General features: G+C 63.9%; 13 protein-coding genes and 1 tRNA gene. 8 read left to right on the forward strand and 6 right to left on the reverse strand.

The features are described from left to right. The 6 genes from L0963_RS11800 to L0963_RS11825 form a co-directional block, all read left to right on the forward strand. Positions 1-392 (forward strand): transposase (locus L0963_RS11800; protein WP_234179742.1); only part of this gene is annotated, 392 nt, incomplete at its 5' end. A 557-nt stretch (positions 393-949) separates the two neighbouring features. Continuing rightward, positions 950-1324 carry an MbcA/ParS/Xre antitoxin family protein gene (locus L0963_RS11805; RefSeq protein ID WP_217372501.1) on the forward strand — a complete coding sequence of 125 codons (375 nt, stop codon included), beginning with the start codon at positions 950-952 and terminating at the stop codon, positions 1322-1324. Further along, positions 1296-2036 (forward strand): RES family NAD+ phosphorylase, encoded by a 741-nt coding sequence (locus L0963_RS11810; protein WP_217372500.1) that lies wholly within the window; start codon positions 1296-1298, stop codon positions 2034-2036. Before L0963_RS11805 ends, L0963_RS11810 begins: the two co-directional genes overlap by 29 nt. A 136-nt stretch (positions 2037-2172) precedes the next feature. Then, positions 2173-2385 (forward strand): sigma factor-like helix-turn-helix DNA-binding protein, encoded by a 213-nt coding sequence (locus L0963_RS11815; protein ID WP_267960668.1) that lies wholly within the window; start codon positions 2173-2175, stop codon positions 2383-2385. Between the two features lie 63 nt (positions 2386-2448). Then, complete coding sequence (locus L0963_RS11820; RefSeq protein ID WP_217372498.1) at positions 2449-3378, forward strand: nucleotidyltransferase and HEPN domain-containing protein; 930 nt, start codon at positions 2449-2451, stop codon at positions 3376-3378. 406 nt (positions 3379-3784) lie between these two features. Continuing rightward, on the forward strand, positions 3785-4615 hold the full coding sequence (locus L0963_RS11825) for a 23S rRNA (adenine(2030)-N(6))-methyltransferase RlmJ (protein ID WP_217372497.1): 831 nt from the start codon (positions 3785-3787) through the stop codon (positions 4613-4615). A gap of 202 nt (positions 4616-4817) precedes the next feature. Here L0963_RS11825 and L0963_RS11830 read toward each other — a convergent pair. The 5 genes from L0963_RS11830 to L0963_RS11850 form a co-directional block, all read right to left on the reverse strand. After that, positions 4818-4893 (reverse strand) — tRNA-Thr (locus L0963_RS11830). Positions 4894-5058: 165 nt separating this feature from the next. Then, the gene (locus L0963_RS11835; protein WP_217372496.1) at positions 5059-6942 is read right to left on the reverse strand and encodes an AMP-binding protein; all 1884 of its coding nucleotides are present in this window, start codon (positions 6940-6942) and stop codon (positions 5059-5061) included. 10 nt (positions 6943-6952) lie between these two features. Further along, positions 6953-7462, reverse strand: coding sequence for a GNAT family N-acetyltransferase (locus L0963_RS11840; RefSeq protein WP_003039626.1), 510 nt, complete (start codon positions 7460-7462; stop codon positions 6953-6955). 153 nt (positions 7463-7615) lie between these two features. Beyond that, entirely contained in the window at positions 7616-9283 is a 1668-nt protein-coding gene (locus L0963_RS11845; protein WP_186402488.1) for an MFS transporter, read from the reverse strand. A gap of 26 nt (positions 9284-9309) precedes the next feature. Continuing rightward, the gene (locus L0963_RS11850) at positions 9310-10719 is read right to left on the reverse strand and encodes a DcaP family trimeric outer membrane transporter (protein ID WP_234179747.1); all 1410 of its coding nucleotides are present in this window, start codon (positions 10717-10719) and stop codon (positions 9310-9312) included. Positions 10720-10895: 176 nt separating this feature from the next. On the opposite strand from L0963_RS11850, the gene acs reads away from it, so the two are divergent. Together acs and L0963_RS11860 are read left to right on the forward strand one after the other, a co-directional pair. Next, a complete protein-coding gene (acs, locus tag L0963_RS11855; protein ID WP_217372495.1) occupies positions 10896-12845 on the forward strand; it encodes an acetate--CoA ligase in 1950 nt (649 codons plus the stop codon). Further along, positions 12842-13471, forward strand: coding sequence for a response regulator transcription factor (locus tag L0963_RS11860; RefSeq protein WP_062900390.1), 630 nt, complete (start codon positions 12842-12844; stop codon positions 13469-13471). Before acs ends, L0963_RS11860 begins: the two co-directional genes overlap by 4 nt. Here the strand turns inward: L0963_RS11860 and L0963_RS11865 are convergent. After that, entirely contained in the window at positions 13445-16795 is a 3351-nt protein-coding gene (locus tag L0963_RS11865; protein ID WP_217372494.1) for a hybrid sensor histidine kinase/response regulator, read from the reverse strand. The genes L0963_RS11860 and L0963_RS11865 overlap by 27 nt on opposite strands. Positions 16796-17223 lie beyond the last annotated feature (428 nt).

A 17223-nucleotide genomic window follows, 5' to 3' on the forward strand; every position in this document is an offset into this window, starting at 1 on the left:
TCCTGCAGCCCGATCAGAAAAGCGCAACGCAGGTCTGGCGACAGGTCGCCGACCAGTTGCGCACCCGTTGGCCCAAGCTCGGCGCCTGCATGGACGAGGCCGAAACCGACGTGCTCGCCTACACCGGCTTCCCCACCCAGCACCGCACGAAGTTACACTCAACCAATCCGCTCGAGCGGCTCAACAAGGAGGTCAAGCGCCGCGCCGACGTCGTCGGAATCTTCCCGAACGAAGACAGCATCATCCGCCTCGTCGGGGCTGTGCTGATGGAGCAGAACGACGAGTGGCAGCTCCAGCACCGATACATGCAGATCGAAGGCATGGCCGAACTCAACCAACCCATGATCGAGGAGGAAAATCAGCCCCTACACATCACCGCCAAAGCCGCCTGACGATGGCCCACGGCCACAGCCGAAATTACACCACCTTGACGGACGCGACCCGTTCCGTCGTCAGCCTGCTTGAGCACGAAGGCAATCTGCGCCTCCGAAAACTTCGATCTCTTCATCACACCCTCCGTATCCTGGCCCTCCGATCATAACTGGAATTTTCCAGCTCAGAACGGTCCAGAATTCCGGGTGCAGGTCAAGCATCCGCTCTCTGATCAACAGGACCGGCTTCGCCATCCCACCACAGCGACCGCTAGAGCGCCCGCATCCGGCCTTCCTAGCCTGGCATCGAGAGCATTGCTTCAAGCACTGACAAAACCTGCATCAGGCGCCGCATCGGCTCCGAACTCCTAAGGAACGTGATTCAGTGTCGCCTATCCGAGGGCGCTATTGGGATGAACGGGTAGCAATGCATCAGTGGTGGAGCGATTATCTCGGCGCCTTGCGCGTCTGATGAAGCCCAAATCTCGTCCCTAACCGGCAAATGAAACGCGCCCGCTTGCAAAATCCGAAGTTTATTCTTATGAATGGAAATGTAGAATTTCATTCTGGAGAATGTATTGGCGACGCGGCCAGCCTCCCAAGCGGATCAGGGACGAGTTCTCTCGGAAGCGGTAGCGCGTGTGGCGACGTGCTGGAAGCTGACGAACGAGCAGTTGGGCTCAGTGGTCGGTATTTCCGCGGCAACGGCCTCGCGGCTTCGTTCCGGCAGTTATCAACTTCAGCGAGCCGAGAAGGCGTTCGAACTTGGGCAGTATCTCGTCCGGCTTTTTCGCAGCCTCGATGCGCTTATGGGAAGCGACGATGCGGCGTCGGCGTCTTGGTTGAAGTCGGAAAACTTGGATCTTGGCGGCAGACCGATCGATCTGATCCGCTCCATCCGCGGTCTGAACGACGTGGCCGACTATGTCGATGATTACCGCGCCCGCGTTTGAGCGAACGCCGAAGCCAGAGCATTTTCGCTCCTACAGTGGAAAGCTGTGGCGGATCGTCGAGGCGCAACATCGGATTTCGACTAACCGCCTGGCTGTTGGCTCCGACGATCAAGCGTTGCTCGAACAGCTGATGGAAGAAGTAAAGCCAACCTTGCCGGTGACGGCGAGACACCTTCACTACCTGCTCGCGACGCCGTTTCGCTACGGTCACAAGAGTAGCTCAAGATTTCGCCGCGCCGGCGAGAAGCCCGGTATTTTCTACGCCGGAGAGTCTATTGGTGCTGCGATCGCCGAGACAGCCTATTGGCGGCTGCGCTTCTACTCCCGGTCGCCCGGATTCCAGCCGCCGAGCACGACCGTTGAACACTCGGCAATCAATGTCTCGGTTGCGATCGATCGGTTGCTCGACTTGTGCGCAGATCCATTTGTTGCGGGCGCGTCGCTGTGGATGGCGCGGGACGACTATTCCGCTTGCCAGCAATTTGCGTCTGAAGCGCGAGAGATAGACGCGCAGGCTATTCGCTATGTGTCCGTTAGAGATCCTCAGCATCGCGCGAACGTGGCCCTGCTGGATCCATCGGTCTTTCGTGATCCAGCGCCCCGCAATGCCCAAACTTGGCATATTCGCTATGAGCAAAGCGAGTTGATCGCTCTTCGCGCTTTTCCGTCGGAAGATCGGTTTAGGTTTCGTCCCTCCGACTTTGGGCTTTGAGCGCCGAAGCCCTTTTGCGAGCACCCGCGTCCACATAGTCCGCGGCTTCGCTTAAGAGCGAATATTTGGGCCGGGTTCGCGCGGTCATTGAGGTCACCTTGAACCGCCCCGGGATTCCCGCGAAGACCGGCTTTGCCTGTGGCCTGCCGAGCGCGCTGTCGATCGGATGGAGGAGATGGACCGCAAGGTCTTCCTCGCAATCCGCGTCGAGGAGCTCGGCTATCCCGAGATCGCCGCCCGGTTCGGCATCACGGTCGCCGATGTCGAATGGCATTTTGCGGGTGCCCTTCGCGTCCTCATGATCGCGATGGACGAAAAGGATCCATGGTGGTGGCGTTTCCGGTTCTAGGAAGGCGCGCGGGCCGGATGGCGCTTGCCATCCGGCCCGCGCGATTACAGGGTGATAATCATCATGCGTACCGACCTTGATCATCTTCCGGCCGCCAAGCAGCGCGAACTTGAGCGCGTGAAGGCGATCATCTTCGAGGAATTTGCCGACAGCATCGCGCTTGCGACGATGAGCTGGAAGAAGAAGGGGCGCATCGACAAGATCATCCTCTACGGCAGCTATGCGCGCGGCGGCTGGGTCGACGAACCGCACACCGCCAAGGGCTATCGCTCGGACTTCGACCTGCTCATCATCGTCAGCGACAAGCGGCTCATCGACAAGGTCGATGTCTGGTCGAAGCTCGACGACCGGTTCGCCCGGGAGCTTCTGATCGACCAGACCCTCAAGACCCCGGTGAACTTCATCGTTCACACCCTGCAGGAGGTGAACGACGGGCTCGCGCACGGGCGGTATTTCTTCATGGACGTCGCGCGCGACGGGATCGCGCTCTACGAGAGCGACGACAAGCCGCTCCACACGCCAAAGCCCAAGACGCCGCAGCAGGCGCTGGCGATGGCGCAGGAGTATTTTGACGAGTGGTTTCCAGCAGCGATGCGGCGCCAAGATTTTGTGAATTTCGGTTTCGAAAGGGGCCATCTGAAAGAGACCGCGTTCGAGCTGCATCAGACAGCGGAAACTCTATACCACTGCGTCCTTCTGGTCTGCACTTTCTACTCCCCCCACGTTCACAACCTCGGGTTCCTGCGCACCCAGGCCGAGCGCATCGACATGCGTCTCGTCGATGCCTGGCCGCGCGAGTTGAAGGCCGATCGTTCGCGCTTCGAGAAGCTCAAGGAAGCCTATGTGAAGGCCCGCTACAGCAAGCATTACCGGATAACCGAAGAGGAACTGCGCTGGCTCGGCGAACGCGTCGAAGAGCTGGGCCGCGCGGTTCATGTCGTTTGTTCCGAGCGGATTGCCGCGCTTGAGACCGCAATGACGAAGGCCGGCTGATCCTTGCCACGCCGATCGACAATAGCCGGCCAGATCGAGGCGCTGATCCAGCGCCTCGAAGGCGTCGCAATCTGCGATGACTGCGTTACGGACAGGCTCGGCCAGAAGTAACTGCAAAACCCTGCGTGTTTCTCACCCGTCTGTACGATGTGTGACGATGGAATGCGCTATGCGTGAGTATGACGCTAAATTTTGTGCCATTTGCTGTTTCCCGCGTGTCGGCGGTCAAAGTACCCGACAGCAAGGACCATTTGCGCCGGCGCGGGTTTGAGATCTTGCCCAGAAGCGCTTTGATGCTTTCCGTCCGACGTTATATGGGGCTCATATCGATTGCGTCACTCGTTTCGCAGTCGGCCGCCGCGCGCAGAACTTCATGCAAAGACAGATCGATGAGCTCTGAATTCTGATGAATTATCGTCATTCCTTCCATGCCGGCAACAGCGCCGATGTCGTGAAGCATTGCCTGCTGATCGCTCTCGTGCGGGCCTTGCAGCAAAAGCCCGGTGCGCTCACCCTGATCGACACCCATTCCGGATGCGGGCTGTACGATCTCAAGGGCGATCAGGCGCAGCGCACCGGGGAGGCTGCGCTGGGTGTGCTACGGGCCTTTGCCGACGCGAACCCCTTGCTCGACGATTACCGCGCCGCCGTACAGGCCGTGAATGCCGGGGGTGAGCCGCACCTCTACCCCGGCTCGCCGCGCATTCTGGAGCAGCTGTTGCGGCCCCAGGATTTTCTGATCCTCAACGAAAAACATGCCGAAGACGCCACGGCCCTGCGCAGCGCGATGCGCGGCACATCCGCGGCCGTGCATGAGCGCGACGCCTATGAGTTGTGGCTAGCAATGCTGCCGACCCGAACGTCACGCGGTGTGGTGGTGGTCGATCCGCCCTATGAGCAGACGGATGAGCGCGCCCGTATCGCAGCCACTCTTGCTGCCGCTCACCGCAAATGGGCGCACGGCGTAACCGTGATCTGGTATCCGCTGAAAGACCGCGCGGCGCACGTGCGATGGAAGCAGCAGCTCAGGCGGCTGGGCATCCCGAAATTCCTGTGGGTCGAGCATTGGCTGTACGATGTCGATCAGCCGGGCATTTACAACGGCGCGGGCCTTTTCATCATTAACCCGCCATACGCCTTCACGCAGGCGCTGCCCCCGCTGCTCGAAGCCCTCCGCGCCGCGCTGGCGCCGGAAGGGCACCGGGGCGAGCTCGCAGCGGATTGGTTAGGAAATTAAGACAACCTCCATCACCGAGTTCACAGAAAGAGAGCCCCGGGGGCTCCATCTTCCGGCGTGTCTCGGACTTGGTTGCCAGACTCAAAGGGAAGGTGGCCAGCTCTAGCGCGATGCTGCTGCTGTCGTCCCAAACAGGACCCAATCAAGCACCCACGCAAAAGACCCTTCAGCCGCACGTGTCGGGTTTGCCTTGGGAGGAGAGTGGTGCCGCTTACAGGACTCGAACCTGTGACCCCATCATTACGAATGATGTGCTCTACCAACTGAGCTAAAGCGGCAACGATGGGCGCCTCTATCAGCGTGCCGGGGCGAAGACAAGCGTCCTTGCGAAGAAACTGTTTCCGGCGATTTCGTGCGACTGTGGGGGTGATGCGAGACAATGATAGCGGCCATTTCTGCCCGGCCGCCGTATCGGCGCGAAACGAAACGGCCTTCCAACAATGTCAGAGCGCTGACCGCGCCGCGACCGCTGCGCGGATGATCGTGGGCACCCCCGGATCCTCGATCGTCGGCGGACATTCGACATGCTGGCCGTTGACGATGCTGCGCAGCAGGTTGCGCAGGATCTTTCCCGACCGGGTCTTGGGAAGCTGCGGCACGACATAGGCGGTCTTGAGCGCCGCGACCGCGCCCAATTCGGCGCGCACCGCGGCGATGACGGTGCGCACCAGCGTATCGGGATCGGCGGCGTCGGCACGCGGAACAACGAAGGCGACGGGGATCATCCCCTTGATCGCATCGTCGGCGCCGATGACCGCGCATTCGGCGATGCCGTCCTGCTGCGCGACGATCTGTTCCATCTGACCTGTCGATAGGCGGTGGCCCGCGACATTGATGATATCGTCGGTGCGGCCCATGATGTGGAGGAAACCGTCGGCATCGAAATGGCCCGCATCCCCCGTCTCATAATAGCCGGGGAAGCTTTCGAAGTTGCGCGCAAAGCCCGCCGGATTGTTCCACAGGGTGCGAAAGGCGCCGGGGGCAAGGGGAGCCTTGATCGTGATCGATCCGCTCTGCCCGTCGGGGACCGGCTGGCCGTCCTCGCCGAGCACGACGAATTCGTAGCCCGGTACCGGAAAGCCGGCGCTCCCGCGCTTGCGGCGCAGGTCGCCGAGCGCGAAGCAACTGGCGATCGCGGGCCAGCCGAGTTCGGTCTGCCACCAATGGTCGATCACCGGCAGGCCGGTCTTTTCCTCCAGCCAGGCGATGGTGTCGGGATCGGCGCGTTCGCCGGCGAGGAAGACGGCTTCGAGATCGCCGGTTCCGATGTCGGCCAGAAAGCCGGCGTCGGGGTCTTCCTTGCGGATCGCGCGGATCGCGGTCGGCGCGGTGAAGAAGGTCTTGACCCCGTGCCGGACGATCGTGCGCCAGAAGGTGCCAGGATCGGGGGTGCCGACGGGCTTGCCTTCGAACAGGATCGTCGTCGCACCGACGAGGAGCGGGGCGTAAACGATATAGCTGTGGCCGACGACCCAGCCGACGTCGGATGCCGCCCAGAAACAATCGCCTGCTCCGATGCCATAGATATTCGCCATCGACCAGGCGAGCGCAACGGCATGTCCGCCATGTTCGCGCACCACCCCTTTGGGCGTGCCCGTCGTCCCCGACGTGTAAAGGATATAAAGCGGATCGTTTGCCGCCATGACCGTGGGTTCGGGTATCGGATCGCCGGCACATTCGCTGCGCAGCGTCATCCAGTCGATATCGCGCGGCGGCTGGAGATCGGCGGCAAGCGCATCGCGCTGGACGAGCACGACATGCTCGACCTGGTGATTGGCAAGCGCGAGGGCCTCATCGACCATCGGCTTGTAGGCGATCAGACGGCCCCCCTCGATCCCGCACGAGGCTGTCAGGATCAGGCGCGGGGCGGCATCGTCGATGCGCTTGGCAAGTTCGAGCGCGGCAAAACCGCCGAAAACGACCGAGTGGATCGCGCCGATGCGGGCGCAGGCGAGCATCGCAAACACCGTTTCGGGGATCATCGGCATGTAGATGACGACGCGGTCGCCCTTGCCGACGCCCAGCCGCTTGAGCATCGCCGCGACGCAGCCGCTTTCTTCGAGCAATTGCGCATAGGTGAACCGGCGCACCTGCCCGGTGACCGGACTGTCATAGACGAGCGCCGGCGCATCGCCGCGCCCCGCCGCGACATGACGGTCGAGGCAATTGGCGGCGGTGTTGAGCGTGCCCCCGGCAAACCAGCCCGCATCGGCATCATGGATGCGCTGCGGCGGCGTCACCCAGTCGATCGCCCGCGCGGCGGCGCCCCAAAAGGCGTCGCGGTCGGTGATGCTGTCGGTCCAGGCCTGCCGGTAGGCGTCGCTCATCTGTCGTCCTTTATCGAAATGTCTTGGCAAGAACCACCAGCGTCGGGTCGCCATCGAACGCTTCGGGGGCGAAGCCCTTTTCGCGCTCAAGTTCGATGGCAGCGTGATTTTCGCGCGCCTCGATCGCGATCGCGCGCCGGACGCCGCGCCGTTCGGCCTCGCGGCTGACGAAATCGAGCAGCGCCCAGCCGACCCCCTTGCCGCGATAGTCGCTGCACACCGACACCGCGATTTCGGCGGTATCCATCGCCGCATCACAGGCGAGCAGCGCCGATCCGATCAACTTGCCGCTCGCCGCGTCGAAGCCGAGGAAGCTTTCGCTGCGATAATGGTCGGCGTGAATCAGTGGTTCAAGCTGGCGATGGTTGACGTGGGCGCCGGCCGAAAAGAAGCGGAAGCGCCGGTCCTCGTCGCTGACGCGGTCGAAGAAATCGACGAGCGCCGCCTCGTCGGCTTCGGTGGCGGGGCGCACCAGCACGTCGATGCCGGAACGGGTAGGAAGCAGTAGCGTCGTGTCCATGGGAGAGAGCCTTTCGTTCAAGAGCCTGTGCCCCTTGCGCCCCGGCGTCCAATCATGCCTTGATCCAGCGCAAAGCCCCGAAAAATAGAGAGCGAAGAATCCGGGGAGGATGCGCGACCCGCCATCCTCCCCGGTCCGTGCCGAAAAACCTGCCTATGCGTCGATATTGCGGCGGAAGGTTTCGGGCAGGAACAATAGCCCCACGATCACCGTCAGCGCGGCGATGACGATCGGATACCAGAGGCCGTAGTAGATATCCCCCGTTGCCGCGACCATCGCAAAGGCCGTCGTCGGCAGGAAGCCGCCGAACCAGCCGTTGCCGATATGATAGGGCAGCGACATCGAGGTGTAGCGGATGCGGGTCGGGAACAATTCCACCAGCATGGCCGCGATCGGGCCGTAGACCATCGTCACGAGAAGGACGAGATAGGTCAGGATGGCGATGACCATCGGCTTGTTGATCGCATCCGGATCGGCCTTTGCCGGATAGCCTGCCTTGGTCAGCGCATCCTTGATCTGCCCCTGAAAGGCGGTGATCGCCGCCTTGCGTTCGTCGCCTGTTATCTTGGCGGGATCGGGAGCGGTAAAGCTTTCGGCGCCGATGCGGACGACCGCGACGCTGCCTGCCGGCGCGGCGACGTTCGCATAGCCGATCGCGTTTTTGGCGAGGAAGGCCTTGGCGATGTCGCAGCTCTTGGCGTCGAACTTGTTCTTACCGACGGGGTCGAACTGCAACGAACAGTCGGCGTCGTTCGTCACCACCGTCACCGGCGCCGAAGCCTCGGCCCGGGCAAGCGCCGGGTTCGCGGCTTCGGACAGCGCGTGGAAGGCGGGGAAATAGGTCACCACCGCGAGCGCGCAACCCACCAGGATGATCGGCTTGCGCCCGATCTTGTCCGACAGCCAGCCGAAGAAGATGAAGAAGGGCGTACCGATCGCCAACGCGATTGCGATCAGGATATTGGTCGTCGCACCATCGACGAGCAGCATCTTTTCAAGGAAGAACATCGCGTAGAACTGGCCGGTGTACCAGACCACCGCCTGGCCGGCGACCGCGCCGAGCAGCGCGACGAGAACCCATTTGGCATTCTTCCACTGACCAAACGCTTCGGTCAGCGGCGCCTTCGAGGTCGTGCCTTCATCTTTCATCTTCTGAAAGACCGGGCTTTCGGAAAGCTGCATGCGGATCCACATCGACACCGCGAGCAGGATGATCGAAACAAGGAAGGGCACGCGCCATCCCCAGTCCTTGAACGCTTCTTCGCCGATCAGCGTGCGCGTGCCGATGACGACGAGCAGCGCCGCGAACAGGCCGAGCGTCGCGGTCGTCTGGATGAAGCTGGTGTAAAGCCCGCGCCGGTTGTTGGGCGCATGTTCGGCGACATAGGTCGCCGCGCCGCCATATTCGCCGCCGAGCGCAAGGCCCTGCACCAGCCGCATGACGATGAGCATGATGGGCGCTGCAACGCCGATCGTGGCATAGGAGGGAAGAAGGCCGACGACGAACGTCGAAAGGCCCATCAAGCCCATCGTCACCAGAAAGGTGTTCTTGCGGCCGACGAGATCGCCGATCCGCCCGAACACCAGCGCCCCGAAGGGACGCACCGCAAAGCCTGCGGCAAAGGCCGCCAGCGCGAAGATAAAGCCGGTCGTTTCGTTGACGCCCGAAAAGAATTGCGCCGATATGATCGTGGCCAGAAGGCCGTAGAGATAAAAATCATACCATTCGAAAACGGTGCCCAGCGACGAGGCGGTGATGACGAGCTTTTCGCTCTGCGTCGCCTCGTGATGCTTGGGCAAATGGTCATATGCCGTTGCCATGAAACCTCTCCCTGTCCCTGTTCGGTTTAGAAACTATATTTTGCGGCAAATTCAAAGCGGTCGAGCTGGCCCTTGGCTCCGCTCACGATTTCGCGCTCACCGTGGCGATATTCGATGCCAAGGTCGATGCTCTTGACCGGTGACCAGAAAAGGTTGGCGGCCGCGCTCCACGCCTTGTCGTTGAACCCCGACAGGGTCGCGAGCGGGATCGAACCCGCATAGTCGACATTCTGGTAGCTACCCATCAGGTTGACCCGGAGCTGCGGCGCCACGGCGAGGCGCACCGCCGCGAGCGCGGCGAACTCGCGAACATCGGCAAGGGTGCCGGTCGCCGGGTCGAACACCGAATCGGGCGCGAAGTTGAGGCCGATATAGCGGCCGGCATTGCTGCCATAGGTCGCCATGAAGCGGATATCGCTGCCCTTGTCGGCGGCAAGATAGATTTTGCCCGCGGCGCTGACGCCCCAGCCGAAATTCTTTGCCGAGACGCCGGCAGTGGCAACGCGCACTTCGCGCGCGAGGCCCGCGAGCGACAATTCGCCAAGCTTGCCTGCATAGGCGATCCGCGCCGCGAAGTCGGGGATGCTGTCGTCGCCGTTTTCTGCCAGCGCCGGGGCGCCAAGGGTGGCGGTTCCCGACTCCGCATTTTCAATTGATGCATGGAGCGTCACGCCGCCACCGAGCGGCGCCGAGTAGCGGACAAGCGGCTGGCGGACGAACACCGTGCCTTCGGTCGCGCCAACGAAATCGGTGCTTTCGGGCAGCGCGCCGACATATTGGAAGGTCGACCAGTCCTGCCCGAAGGTGAATTTGTCGACCTGGATATAGGCGCGCCGCAGCGCCAGATTATAGCCATTGGTCGTGCGCTGAGACCCCTGCGTGCCCGGCGATGTCTGAAAGTCGGTTTCGACATAGCCCTTCACCGCATGGCCCGCGACATCGGTCGACAGGTTGAGCCACAGCCGCGATTGTTTGGCGCTGAAATCCTGCACGCGGGCGGCCGGACCAGATCCGACCGGGATCGATTGCGGCAGGTAGAAATCGCGGCCGAGCGAGTTGGTCGCCACTTCGCCTTCGCTGAACCGGCTGTTCGTCGCGGTAAGCTTGATGAAGCCGCCGATCTTGATCGTCGTTGCGCCCGAACGGAAACCGTCGGCGGGCGCCGCTTGCGCTGGCTGCGGCTGCAGCGCCGCGACCTTCGTGGCCGCGGCGTCGCTCTTCGCGGCGGCTTCTTGCGCGACGGCGGCGGTCGCTGCCTGATCGCTGCGCGCGCTCGCAAGATCGGCGCGCAGGATCTGCATTTCGGCCTCGAGCTTCGCCAGCCGAGCCTCGAGCTCGGCTTCGCGCGGCGTCGATTGGGCAAAGGCCGTCCCCGGTGCGACGAGCGCGGTGGCGGCCAGCAAAAGATGGAGGGGTGCGGTATTTCGCCTTTGCATCTGACGTCTCCCTGTTCCCGATGTTCACCTCGGGATCGGGGCAGAGTGCGGCGCGCGCCATCGCGGCGCCATCCGGACGATGGTCGTAGACCTACGACCATTGTCTAACAGCGCGGCAGGCGATGTTTGCGCTAGGCAGACCGGCAAAAGTCCACGCGGACCAAAAGGAGCAAGCGATGGGAGAGACGATTTATCCGGTGCCGTCCGCCTGGACGGCCGATGCGCTGGTCGATGACGCCAGCTATCATGCGATGTATCGGCAATCGGTCGAGCAGCCCGATGCCTTCTGGCGCGATCAGGCGAAGTGCATCGACTGGATGCGCCCCTTTACCCACGTCAAGGAGACGAGCTTTGACGAAAGCGATTTCGGCATCGCCTGGTTCTCCGGCGGAACGCTCAATCTCTCGGCCAATGCGCTCGACCGCCATCTTGCCGAACGCGGCGACGCGATCGCGATCCTCTGGGAACCCGACGATCCGGCCGATGCGCATCGCGCGATCAGCTATCGCGAACTGCACGCCGACGTCTGCCGCTTTGCTAATTTGCTCAAAGCGCAGGGGGTGCAGCGCGGCGAACGCGTGACCATCTATCTGCCGATGGTGCCCGAGGCTGCGGTGGCAATGCTTGCCTGCACGCGGATCGGCGCGATCCATTCGATCGTCTTTGCTGGCTTTTCGCCCGATGCGCTCGCCGGGCGCATCACCGACTGCGACAGCCGCATCGTGTTGACCGCCGACGAAGGGCTGCGCGGCGGCAAGCATGTGCCGCTCAAGGCCAATGTCGACGAAGCGCTGGCCGATTGCCCTGGCGTCGAGCGCGTTATCATGTTGCGGCGTACCGGCGCGGATGTTCCGATGGTGGAGGGCCGCGACATCGACTGGCACATGGCGGTCGCCGCGCAAAGCGACGATTGTCCGGCCGAGGAAATGAACGCCGAAGATCCGTTGTTCATCCTCTATACCTCGGGATCGACGGGCAAGCCCAAGGGCGTGCTGCATACCACCGGCGGCTATGCAGTTTGGGCAGCGGTCACGCACCGCTATGTCTTCGATTACCGGCCGGGGCAGATATATTGGTGCGCCGCCGACATCGGCTGGGTCACCGGGCATAGCTATGTCGTCTATGGTCCGCTGATGAACGGCGCCACGACGGTGATGTTCGAAGGGGTGCCCAATTTTCCCGATCCGTCGCGTTTCTGGCAGATCGTCGACAAGTTCGGGGTGGAGATTTTCTATGGCGCGCCGACCGCGCTGCGCGCGCTGATGCGCGAAGGCGACGATTGGGTGACGAAGACCAGCCGCAAGACACTGCGCCTGCTCGGCAGCGTCGGCGAGCCGATCAATCCCGAGGCGTGGGAATGGTATCACAAGGTCGTGGGCGATGGGCGCTGTCCGATCGTCGATACTTGGTGGCAGACCGAAACCGGCGGCGTGATGATCAGCCCGCTCCCTGGCGCCACCGCGCTCAAGCCCGGTTCGGCGACGCGGCCCTTTTTTGGCGTTCAGCCGGCCCTGGTCGACAATGATGGCGTCGTTATCGAAGGGGCCGGTGAAGGCTGCCTTGTCATCACCGACAGTTGGCCGGGGCAGATGCGCTCCGTCTGGGGCGACCATGCGCGCTTTTTCCAGACCTATTTCACGACCTTCAAGGGCCGCTATTTCACCGGCGACGGCTGCCGCCGCGATGCCGACGGCTATTACTGGATTACCGGCCGTATCGACGATGTCATCAACGTGTCGGGTCACCGCATGGGCACCGCCGAGATCGAAAGCGCGCTCGTCGCGCATCCCAAGGTCGCCGAAGCAGCGGTCGTCGGCATGCCACATGACATCAAGGGGCAGGGCATCTATGCTTTCGTCACCACGAACGCCGAGGTCGAACCCGACGAGGCGCTGCGCAAGGAGCTGGTCCAATGGGTGCGCCACGAAATCGGCCCGATCGCGACGCCCGACGTCATCCAGTTCGCGCCATCGCTGCCGAAGACGCGTTCGGGCAAGATCATGCGGCGTATCCTGCGCAAGATCGGGGAGAATGACGTGAGCAATCTGGGCGACACATCGACCCTCGCCGACCCCACGGTGGTCGATCATCTGCTCGCGCATCGGCCCTTGCTGGCGGAGGCGTGACAGGAACCGTCCTCGTTGCGGACGACCATCCGCTTTTTCGTCAGGCGCTGCGCCTGGCGGTCGAAAAAATATTGCCCGAGGCCGCGATTGCGGAGGCCGGAACGCTCGCCACAGCGGTCGCCGCGGCCACCGCCGCGCCCGATCTCCGGCTGATCCTGCTCGATCTCAAAATGCCCGGCGCGACCGGCTATTCGGGGATTGCGCTGCTTCACGCCGAATGTCCCGACGTTCCGATCCTTGTCGTATCGAGCGCCGAAGGCGCGGCGGCTGCCGATGAGGCGCGGGCATTTGGCGCGATCGGTTTTCTGCACAAGGGCAGCGACCTTGGCGCGATCGAGGCGGCGGTTGCGGCAGCGATTGGCCGCCGGTCGGCGCCGCGTTCCCCCGCGCCGGATTCGGCCACCGACGAGATTCGCGAAACCGTCGCCAGCCTGACCCCGACTCAGCTCAAGGTCCTGCTCGCCGTGCTCGGCGGCCAGCTCAACAAGCAGATCGCCCATAATCTGGGAATCAGCGAGGCGACGGTGAAGGCGCATATGACCGCGATCATGCGCAAGCTCGACGTTCGCAACCGCACCCAGGCGGCCCTTGTCGCGCGGTCACTCGGGCTCGATCTCGCGCACTGACAGCGCCGTCAGAAAATCCTCGATCGCGCCCGCCGCGACGGGTTTGGCAAGGATCCTCACCCCCAGTTCGGCCGCGCGGGCGCGCATGGCAGCGCCATTTTCCGCCGTCACCAGAAGGGCTGGGAGACCGGGGTGCTGCATCTGCAACTGCGCGATCAGGTCGAGCCCGTTGGCGCCGTCATCCAGCTGATAATCGACGAGTGCTGCATCGAAACGTCCCGGCGCTGAGAGAGCATCGCCCGGCCCGCGCGCGCCAACCGCATCGTGGCCCATGCGCGCGAGCAGGGCGAGGCTCGCCTCGACGATGCGCTCGTCATTATCGACCGCCAGAACACGCAGCGACTGCGGCGCTGGGTTTCCCGTCGCTGCGATCTTCGGGAACGCGGTCGGCGCTTCGCCGGACTCGGCGGCCGGCAGATAGAGGCTGAAACGGCTGCCGCGACCGGGCGCCGATTGCACCTCGATCCGCCCGCCGAGCAGCCGCACGATGCGGCGCACGAGGGCAAGGCCGAGCCCCAGACCCTCGACCTCCACCTCGCCGAGCCGCACGAATTCGGAGAATATATCCTCGATCTGTGCCTCGGCGATGCCGACGCCGGTGTCGATGACGTCGATCCGCCAATCGCCGCCGCGCCGCCTTACACCGATAAGGACGCCGCCGCGCGCGGTGTAGCGCACCGCATTGCCGATGAAATTCTGCATCACCGATCGGAGCAGCCCGGCGTCGCTTTCGACGGTGCCCGGCATCGCGCCGATGCGTAGTCGGAGGCCCTTGGCTTCCGCCATCGGACGGAAGGTTTCGGCGAGATCGCCCAGAAACGGCGCAAGCGCGATGGCGGCGGGTTCGGGCGTCACCCCGCCCGCGTCGAGCCGGCTGATATCGAGCAGCGAGCGTAGCAGGTCTTCCGCCGCCACCAGCGCGCTTTCGACGCGGCCGATCAGGTCGTGCTGCGCCGCGCTCGCATCGCGCCCGAGCGCGGCGGTAAACAGCCGCGCGGCATGGAGCGGCTGCAGAAGATCATGGCTCGCCGCAGCGAGAAAGCGCGTCTTGTCCTGATCGGTCCGCGCGAGGCGGCGGTTGGCATCGCTGAGCTCGCGCGTGCGATCGGTGACGCGCTGTTCGAGCTCCTCGAGGGTGCGGCGCAATTCTTCGCGCATCCGGGCTTCTTCGCTGATGTCGGTGAAGGACATGACATAGCCGCCGCCGGGCATCGATCCGCCGACGATCTTGATGACGCGGCCGTCGTTGCGGTGCCGTTCGACGCTGTGTTCCTGCCCGCGGCGCAGATGTTCGAGCCGCTTTTCGACATGATGTGCTACATCGCCCGGTCCGAAATCGCCCTGCTCGGCATTATGCCGGATGAGATCGGCGACGGGCACGCCGACGCGAACCAGACCGGGGGGGTAGTTGAACAGTTCAAGATAGCGGCTGTTCCATGCGACGAGGTTGAGGTCGGAATCGACGACGCTGATTCCGGCGCCGACATTTTCGAAGGTCGCGGCGAGCAGCCGGCGCGAAAAGCGCAGGCTCTGACCCCCTTCGTCGAGCAGCCGCGTGACTTCGTGGAAGCTGAGCTGGCCGCCCGCGAGCGCAGAGGCGACGAGCGCGCGTGCCGAAGAGGCACCCACGACCTGCGCGATCAGTTCGCGGGCGCGCTGTGCCGCCTGCCGGTCCACCGGATGGCTGCGATCGGCGCCCGGAAAGGCCTTGCCCGCCTGTTCCTCGCCGACGAAGCTTCCGGTGAGCTGCGCAAGATCGGCGAGGTTGGTGATCGGCCGCTGCGCGCGGACGAAGCGCGGCAGCGGCGGCGTTTGCACCTTGCGCGCGGCGATCGCGGCATAGACGATCAGATTGGCGCCGACGCTCCAGATGACGCCGTGCGAGAGTGGCGCGGCGCCGCCGATCCCGAGCAGGCGCAGCGGATCGATAGCGGTCCCCGCCAGCGCGTCGAGCCACGCGGTCGGGACGACCGGCGGCAATGCGAGCGTGTAGAGCCAGAGTGCCAATCCCACCGAAAGGCTGGCGCGTGCCGCGAGTGAATCGCGGCCCTTGCCGGTTGCCGCGAGGATGAGATGCGGGGTGAACTGCGCCATGGCGGCAAAGGCGATGAGGCCGATGGAGGCGAGCGAATCCTGTGCCGAAACGAGCAGAGCCCAAACGAGTCCCATTGTCAGGATCGCAAGGATCGACAGCCGCCGGATCGTCAGCATCCGCCGCCCGATCGCCCCCGATTCGGTCGTCGCCGGCGCGCGCATCAGGGTCGGGAAGACAAGGTCGTTCGATACCATCGTCGCCAGCGCGGTCGAATCGACGATCGCCATCGACGCCGCCGCGCTGACCCCGCCAAGCAACGCCGCTGCGAGAACGAAGCCGAAGCCCTCGGCCGCGGGCAGTTCGAGCACATAGACGTCCGGGGCGATCGCCGGGCCGAGCACGGTCAACCCCGCGAGTGCGATCGGAAGGACGACGATCGCCATCGTGCCGAGATAGGCGGCAAGGCCGAAGCGGGCACGCACGAGATCGTCGGGCTGGCGCGCTTCGACCAGTCCCATGTAGAATTGCCGCGGCAAGGACAGGATGGCGGGCATCGCGGTCAGGAAGATGATCGCGACATTGAGCGTCAGTCCTTGCGGCTCGAACCGCGATTGCAGCGCCGAAAAGCCCTCGATCACGCGTTGCGGCGGGGTGGCGGCGAGTACGGCCACCGCCACGCCCGCGACCGCGACGAGCGCAAGCAGCTTGATCGCCGATTCAAGGCCGATCGCGTAGAGCAGCCCTTCGCTGCGACCCGCGAGTTCGAACCGCCGCGCCCCGAACAGGATTGCGAACAGCGCCAGCAGCGGTGCCGCGACCAGCATCGCCTGCGCCGCGACTTCGGCGCCCGACACGATGCTGAGCGCGGCGCCGATTGAGCGAAGCTGCAACGCGATATAGGGAATGGTGCCGAGCAGCGCGATCACCGTCACCAGCCGCGCGACGACGACATCGTGGCCGAAGCGCGCAGCGATGAAGTCCGATACGGTCGTTGCTTGCTCCTCGTGGACCGCCTCCGACAGGCGACGCAGAAAGCGCGGCGCGGCGAGCAGCAGCAGCATTGGCGCCGCATAGATGGGCAAATAGCTCCACCCGTCGCGCACCGCGCTGCCGACCGCACCATAGAAGGTCCAGCTCGTGCAATAGACGCCGAGCGCCAGCGTATAGGCACGGTGGCGCAGGGCGGGACGCCGCGCGAGCGCCGCACCACGCGTCTCGACGAGCGCAGCAATGACGAACAACAGCAGGATCATGGCCAGCGCCAGCAGCGCCGCGGACTGCAAACTCATCGTCGGCTCCTGCCTCGGGCAATCCGCGGGATCGTATCGGGGAAAGCGAGCGGAGCAAGCGGCTTTATCGTGAAGGCGGCGCGCGATGCCGATAAGCGCCGCGCCGATCGAGAGCCTCGCCGTCTGCGGACGCAACGCTTGTCCTACTCCTTACCACCGCGGCACGGGCCTAACCCGTGCGCTTCCGTTGATGAAACGTCGCGTGGCACGGGGCGGACCGGGCATCGATCTCCGCGGCCCATGTCCGCTTTTGCATCGCCGTCTCGTCTAACGGTTTGTCGGATCGCTGCGCATGCCTTGTGCCGCCGGTCCGACAAGAGGACGGGATGGGAGGAAGACGATGCAGAACGGGGTAAGGCCGGGTTATTGGACCGCATTGGCATTGGTTGCCGTGCTTGGTTCGGCGCCCGAATGCCGCGCACAATTCG

It is taken from the genome of Sphingopyxis sp. NFH-91, from assembly GCF_021401285.1.
GTDB classification, from domain to species: Bacteria; Pseudomonadota; Alphaproteobacteria; order Sphingomonadales; family Sphingomonadaceae; genus Sphingopyxis; species Sphingopyxis terrae_A.

Coding starts and splice junctions, on each gene's coding strand:
- L0963_RS11825 (WP_217372497.1), top strand. CDS start 3,785: ATGAATTATCGTCATTCCTTCCATGCCGGCAACAGCGCCGATGTCGTG.
- L0963_RS11850 (WP_234179747.1), bottom strand. CDS start 10,719: ATGCAAAGGCGAAATACCGCACCCCTCCATCTTTTGCTGGCCGCCACC.
- L0963_RS11845 (WP_186402488.1), bottom strand. CDS start 9,283: ATGGCAACGGCATATGACCATTTGCCCAAGCATCACGAGGCGACGCAG.
- L0963_RS11835 (WP_217372496.1), bottom strand. CDS start 6,942: ATGAGCGACGCCTACCGGCAGGCCTGGACCGACAGCATCACCGACCGC.
- L0963_RS11840 (WP_003039626.1), bottom strand. CDS start 7,462: ATGGACACGACGCTACTGCTTCCTACCCGTTCCGGCATCGACGTGCTG.
- L0963_RS11820 (WP_217372498.1), top strand. CDS start 2,449: ATGCGTACCGACCTTGATCATCTTCCGGCCGCCAAGCAGCGCGAACTT.
- acs (WP_217372495.1), top strand. CDS start 10,896: ATGGGAGAGACGATTTATCCGGTGCCGTCCGCCTGGACGGCCGATGCG.
- L0963_RS11810 (WP_217372500.1), top strand. CDS start 1,296: ATGTCGATGATTACCGCGCCCGCGTTTGAGCGAACGCCGAAGCCAGAG.
- L0963_RS11865 (WP_217372494.1), bottom strand. CDS start 16,795: ATGAGTTTGCAGTCCGCGGCGCTGCTGGCGCTGGCCATGATCCTGCTG.